Here is a 5692-nt window from a genome sequence, read left to right on the forward strand (position 1 = left end):
CTCGAAACTGATGGACTTGACCCAACCCAAGCAACCATTATTCAGTTGGCGATCGATGGCTTGTGGTTTTCGGAAGTGTTCCAACTGGGCGCACCCGATGAACCTCGTCGCGCTCAAGTTGTGGAGATGTTGTTAGCGATGACGCGAGTGTCCAGCTAACGCGAACGCTTTGTTCTAGCCTGTTTGTTTAAGGCTGATGCTTTGCAGGGTCATCTAGCAAGTTTGACCTACATTTTTGCCTCTCCTTGTCCTTGTCACAGGCTTTACTACCTGCCAAACGATGACTTAACCACTGGATCAGTGACAGGAGAAATCTCATGGGACGATCGCTATTACACGATGCAAATTTTCGCCTGCTCTGGCTCGGACAAGCGATCATTCTCTGTGGCGTCCAGTTCTGGCTCGTCGCCTTAACCTGGATGGTGTTACAAAAAACTGGATCGGGAGTCGCGATCGGAACAGTTCTCTTGGCTGCTGCCGTCCCTCGCGCTCTGCTGACCCTGGTAGGCGGAGCTATTAGCGATCGCCTGCCGCCCGGTCGCATTGCAACAGTTGCTGCTGCCATTAACACGATTTTGGTGGGCAGCGTTGCAACTCTCCTATGGTGCAAGATCTTTCAGCTTAGCTATCTCATCATCATTGCCGGAGTGTTTGGCATTGCCGATGCTTTTCTGTACCCAGCAACGTTATCGGTGTTACCGCAACTGATGGATAAGTCACTATTGATCAAAGCCAATGCACTGATGCAGGGTGGTGAGCAGATTACTAACGTGATTGGTCCAGCAGCAGCAGGCATTGCCATTGGGACACTGGGTTTACCGATCGCCTTCACGCTCAACACGATTCTCTTTGCCTTGGGTGGCTTCTTTCTCTCCTTGATTCAGCAACCGGAACAGAAGCAAGCAGCGACCGTGCTCTCTGTTCAACAGCTATGGAGTGAAATCGTCGAAGGCGTACATTATGCCTGGAATCATGCAGCCATTCGGCTTAGCCTTGTGCTCGTCGCGATGCTAAATCTAGCGACCTTAGGTCCGTTAGTCGTTGGTGTGGCGAAACTGGTCGAACTCCGGTTTGGCGGCAGTGCTACGACCTACGGCTACCTGCAAGCCGCGTTTGGGGTAGGAGCATTCGTGGGCGTGCTGGCGAGCAGTCAGATCAAGTCAGTGAAAAATCCTGGACTGTCTCTGGTGCTGCTGGCATACGGGCTAGGCATGGGCACCGCCGGACTGGGCTTTGTACAACAGCAATGGATGGCCTATAGCCTCATTGTACTGATGGGCTTAGGTGGTGGCTTTGTGGGGGTGATTGCCATCGCCTGGCTGCAAGAGCAAACGGGATCTGCCATGCAAGGGCGAATGATGGGCTTGTTGACCTTTACCTCAGTGGCACTTGACCCCTTCTCTCAAGCCATTTCAGGCTTTCTCATGGATATCAATTTGACGCTGATGTTTGTTGTTGCGGGAGCCACCATGTTACTGACAGCAGTGATCACCTCGTTTCATCACACCCTTACAACAAAGGCTTAGAACAGGAGTAAATGATCGTGAATAGGCAACAGCTGGGCCAACCGAATCATCGCTGGAGGCTGGGTCTGATGGTAGGCGGAGTGCTAGTGACAGGGAGCATCGCTTACTACAATATGAAGCAATTCCACCAAGCCAGCACACCGGAACCGACTCAAATCACAAGCGCTCAAACCATCACCGCATTAGGACGGTTGGAGCCAGCACAAGAGGTGGTCAACGTCTCTGTGCCTGCCGCCTTGCATAACGACCGCATTGCTCAACTGCTGGTGAAGCGGGGCGATCGGGTGAAAGCCGGTCAAGTGATGGCAGTGATGGATGCGCGCGAGCGCTTACAAAAGATACTTCTAGAAGCGCAGGAGCAGGTCAGCGTGGCTCAAGCTAAACTGGCACAGGTACGAGCCGGAGCCAAAGCGGGTGAAATTGCCGCCCAACAAGCGCAAGTTGTGCGCTTTCAATCAGAATTGCAGGGTGAAATTGCCACTAAACAAGCTGAAATTACCCGGCGGCGATCAGAAGTAAGAAACGCCCGGGCTGAATACGATCGCTATCAGTTTCTCCAGCAGCAAGGAGCCATTGCTGCCTCACAGTTTGACCAGAAACGATTGACATTAGAAACGGCTCAGGCACAACTAACGGAAACGCAGTCAAACCAAACTTTGCGAGCCGATTCGCTGCAAGCGCAGCTCCGCGCCGCCCAAGCCACTCTCCGCCAAGTAGCAGAGGTGCGCCCAACGGATGTCCTAACGGCGCAGGCAGAAGTGAACCAGGCGATCGCCGCTGCCAAACGAGCCGCAGTAGAGCTAAAGCATGCATCCATTCGCGCGCCAAGCACCGGACAGATTTTGGAAATCTATGCCAAGCCTGGTGAGGTTGTGGGCGACAACGGCATTGTGGCACTGGGACAGACAGATCAGATGGAAGTCGTTGCAGAAGTGTATCAGAGCGACATCAGCAACGTGTGGCGAGGTCAGGTGGCGAGCGTCACAGGCGAATCCTTTGCTGGAGAACTGCGGGGAACCGTACGGGAAGTTGGCTTGCAGGTGAGTAAGCAGGAAGTGAACAGCAATCAACCGGGCGAAAACCTGGATCAGCGCGTGGTGAAAGTTAGAATTCGACTCAACCCCGCCGATAGCAAGCGGGTGGCTGGGTTGACGAATTTACAAGTACAAGCGGCAATGCAACTGTAAGGTGATGTGATGAAGTGGCATAGGAGATTCCATCTTTGGTTTCGGCTGGCTCGACGCAAAGTTACGCCCTGGTTAGTGTTGGTGATAGCTACACTCAAATTGACTTGGACGTGTGGAGCCGAACACACGAAAGAGCAAGCTCGCCTCATGACCGCACTCACAAAAATTGGCTTTGTGTCTTGGTTTGAACTGGCTCAAGAAATAGTCGATGACTTGCCGTATTGGTTCTATTGAGCGATCGCAACTTTAAGAGGCTGCTCTGAAGAGACTGGATGCTAATCAAGGGAACACCTATGCCAGTAGAAGTGATTCGGTTGACACAATCTCAGTTGAATGGCGCTATAGACACTTTAGAGCGGGCTTTTGAGCAGTCCAGTTTGATCAAAAACATGGCTTTGAAGTGATGCGATTCAAGGAAGACTCAGTCAACCTACCGCCGTTTTGGACAATGAAACGTTTGCCCAAACCAACTACAGTTCACGCATCTCATTCTCAGGAGCAATCATCATGCTGCAAACGATTTATTTGACGTTGTTCCTTCTGGGTACAGGGCTGCAATACGCCCAATTTATCCCGTTTCTGATTGAGCATGGTCTCGATGTCAAGCTGTTTGTTGAACAACTCTTCGCCAACCAGATCTCCAGTTTCTTTGGTATTGATGTGATTGTCTCTGTGTTAGTTGTTCTCATGTTTGTTGCTGCGGAAGGTACACGACTCAAGATGAGATATTTATGGGTCTATTTTGTCGGTGCGCTGTTAGGTGTAGCGGTTGGTCTGCCACTATTTCTACTCATGCGACAGCGTCAACTAGAAGCAGCAGCACAACTGGATTAGAAGCTAGCTTGCACTCGTTCCTTTGCAAGTGATGATCAGGAAGTTTCCAATTTGCAGCAACAAGTACGAGTCTTGTTTGGTTCAAACACATTCTGCCGTTTTGGCACTAGCGCAACCAACCACTGTTTAATTCAGAACCTCCAGTGGTGCTTAGCCTGGCTCAATGCTGACAATCGCACACCATTCAGTTTCTAGACTGCTACTTGTCAGTGGCATCCGTAGACGTCTTTCGGTTTGAGTCTCAGCAGCGTCTCATCCAGTTGGAAGAGGAAATGAGACAGCTAGAAGCTTGCTGGATTCGATCAGCAGCATGGTGTGCTTCACGCGCTGCGTAGCGGCTGCGACTGCAGACATCACATTACGACATCGCTAAGGAATGACCAATGCTTCGCAACTTTTTTCGCAAAACTCCCCTGGCTTGGTTGCAAGTTAAACGCGAGAAAACTCGACTGGCGGTTGCCCTCGCTGGCATCGCTTTCGCAGACGTCTTGATGTTTGTACAGATGGGTCTTAAAGATGCACTCTACGACTCAGCGGCAAGTCCCTATGCACCGCTACAAGCTGATTTGTTTATCATTAGCTCCGGGTTTGAAAACCTGCAAGTGGTGGAAAGTTTCTCTAGAGAGCGGTTGTACCAAGCGGCAGGAGTGCATGGCGTGGAATCAATCAACTCGCTGTACATTGGGCGCGGGCAATGGCGCAACTCCCAAACGCGGTTGAGCTACACCATTCTCACCTTTGGCAGCAATCCGAATCAAGTGGCGTTCTCATTACCAGAAGTGAATCAACAGTTGCCCAAACTCAAACTGCTGAATCGGGTGCTATATGACAAGGCAGGGCGAGAGAACTTTTTTGGCAACGTACCGCAACAGCTTCAACAAATGCCATCGCTACCTGTACAGATCAATCATCGATCAACTCAGGTCGTCGGCACCTTTACCCTCGGCGCCTCCTTCGCGGCTGATGGCAACCTGATTACCAGTGATTCCACCTTTCTCCGGCTCTTTCCCGAGCGTAAAGCTCACGAAATTGACATCGGGTTACTCAAGCTCAGAGCGAAGACAGACATTCAACAAGTGCAAGCAGCCTTGCGATCGCGCTTATCTAAAGATGTGCTGGTGTTAACGCTTGATGAGTTAACCACACGCGAGAAGAATTACTGGTCAAACGGCAGTCCGATCGGCTTCATTTTTGGCTTTGGCACCATTATTGGCTTCGTCGTTGGTCTAGTGATTGTGTATCAAATCCTTTACTCCGATGTCTCCGATCACTTGTCCGAATACGCCACCTTGAAAGCGATGGGCTACTCGGATCATTACCTGGTGAGTGTGTTGGTGCAGGAGGCGCTCATTCTAGCGGTATTGGGCTTTCTACCAGGCTTGGTGCTGTCCACTGGACTGTACTTTGTCGCCCGCTCCGCCACGCTGTTACCGATCAGCATGACCGTGAGCCGCGCCGCGATGGTACTTGCCTTGACGATCGTCATGTGTACCGTATCGGGTGCCGTTGCCCTGCGGAAACTGCAAGCTGCTGATCCTGCCGATGTGTTTTAAGCAATGGAGTGCTATCAATGCGATTACAACCCTCTGTCACTACTTCTAAGCAATTATTGGAACAACCTGTCATTTCGGCTCAACACCTAAACCATTATTTTGGTGAAGGAGACCTGCGGAAGCAGGCATTATATGACATCAATCTGGACATTCATGCAGGCGAAATCATTATCATGACTGGTCCCTCTGGTTCTGGCAAAACGACGCTGCTGACTTTGATGGGTGGACTACGATCAGCTCAAGAGGGCAGTCTCAAAATTTTGGGACAAGAACTCAATGACGCGACCAAACAGCAACTCACCCAACTGCGTTGCAACATCGGCTACATCTTTCAGGCACACAATCTGGTGACCTTTCTCACGGCTAAACAAAACGTGCGGATGGCCTTGGAATTACACGATCAATATCTTGATCAAGAGATGGACGCGCTCTCAACCGAGCTTTTAGAAATCGTTGGTTTAGGACAGCGAGTGGATTATTACCCAGATAGCTTATCGGGTGGACAAAAGCAGCGAGTGGCAATTGCCCGTGCCCTAGTCAGCCGTCCCAAGCTTGTCCTGGCTGATGAACCTACTGCCGCGCTGGATAAAAA

Annotated in this window: 6 protein-coding genes and 1 pseudogene; all 7 read left to right on the forward strand. The window is 50.9% G+C overall.

What is annotated here, in order from left to right; all coding sequences use genetic code 11:
• Positions 1 to 159, forward strand: a pseudogene (locus tag H6F76_RS31260) (TetR/AcrR family transcriptional regulator); the annotation flags it as partial.
• Between the two features lie 158 nt (positions 160 to 317).
• Complete coding sequence (locus H6F76_RS00055; RefSeq protein ID WP_190504834.1) at positions 318 to 1526, forward strand: MFS transporter; 1209 nt, start codon at positions 318 to 320, stop codon at positions 1524 to 1526.
• An 11-nt stretch (positions 1527 to 1537) separates the two neighbouring features.
• A complete protein-coding gene (locus H6F76_RS00060; RefSeq protein ID WP_190504836.1) occupies positions 1538 to 2713 on the forward strand; it encodes an HlyD family efflux transporter periplasmic adaptor subunit in 1176 nt (391 codons plus the stop codon).
• 9 nt (positions 2714 to 2722) lie between these two features.
• Positions 2723 to 2947 carry a hypothetical protein gene (locus H6F76_RS00065; protein WP_190504838.1) on the forward strand — a complete coding sequence of 75 codons (225 nt, stop codon included), beginning with the start codon at positions 2723 to 2725 and terminating at the stop codon, positions 2945 to 2947.
• Positions 2948 to 3220: 273 nt separating this feature from the next.
• Positions 3221 to 3547, forward strand: a complete 327-nt coding sequence (locus H6F76_RS00070) for a DUF2834 domain-containing protein (protein WP_190504840.1) — start codon at positions 3221 to 3223, stop codon at positions 3545 to 3547.
• Between the two features lie 383 nt (positions 3548 to 3930).
• Positions 3931 to 5100 (forward strand): ABC transporter permease DevC, encoded by a 1170-nt coding sequence (gene devC, locus H6F76_RS00075; protein WP_190504842.1) that lies wholly within the window; start codon positions 3931 to 3933, stop codon positions 5098 to 5100.
• 17 nt (positions 5101 to 5117) lie between these two features.
• Positions 5118 to 5692 (forward strand): ATP-binding cassette domain-containing protein (locus tag H6F76_RS00080; protein WP_190504844.1); only part of this gene is annotated, 575 nt, incomplete at its 3' end.

It is taken from the genome of Leptolyngbya sp. FACHB-321 (genome assembly GCF_014695975.1).
GTDB lineage: Bacteria > Cyanobacteriota > Cyanobacteriia > Leptolyngbyales > Leptolyngbyaceae > Stenomitos.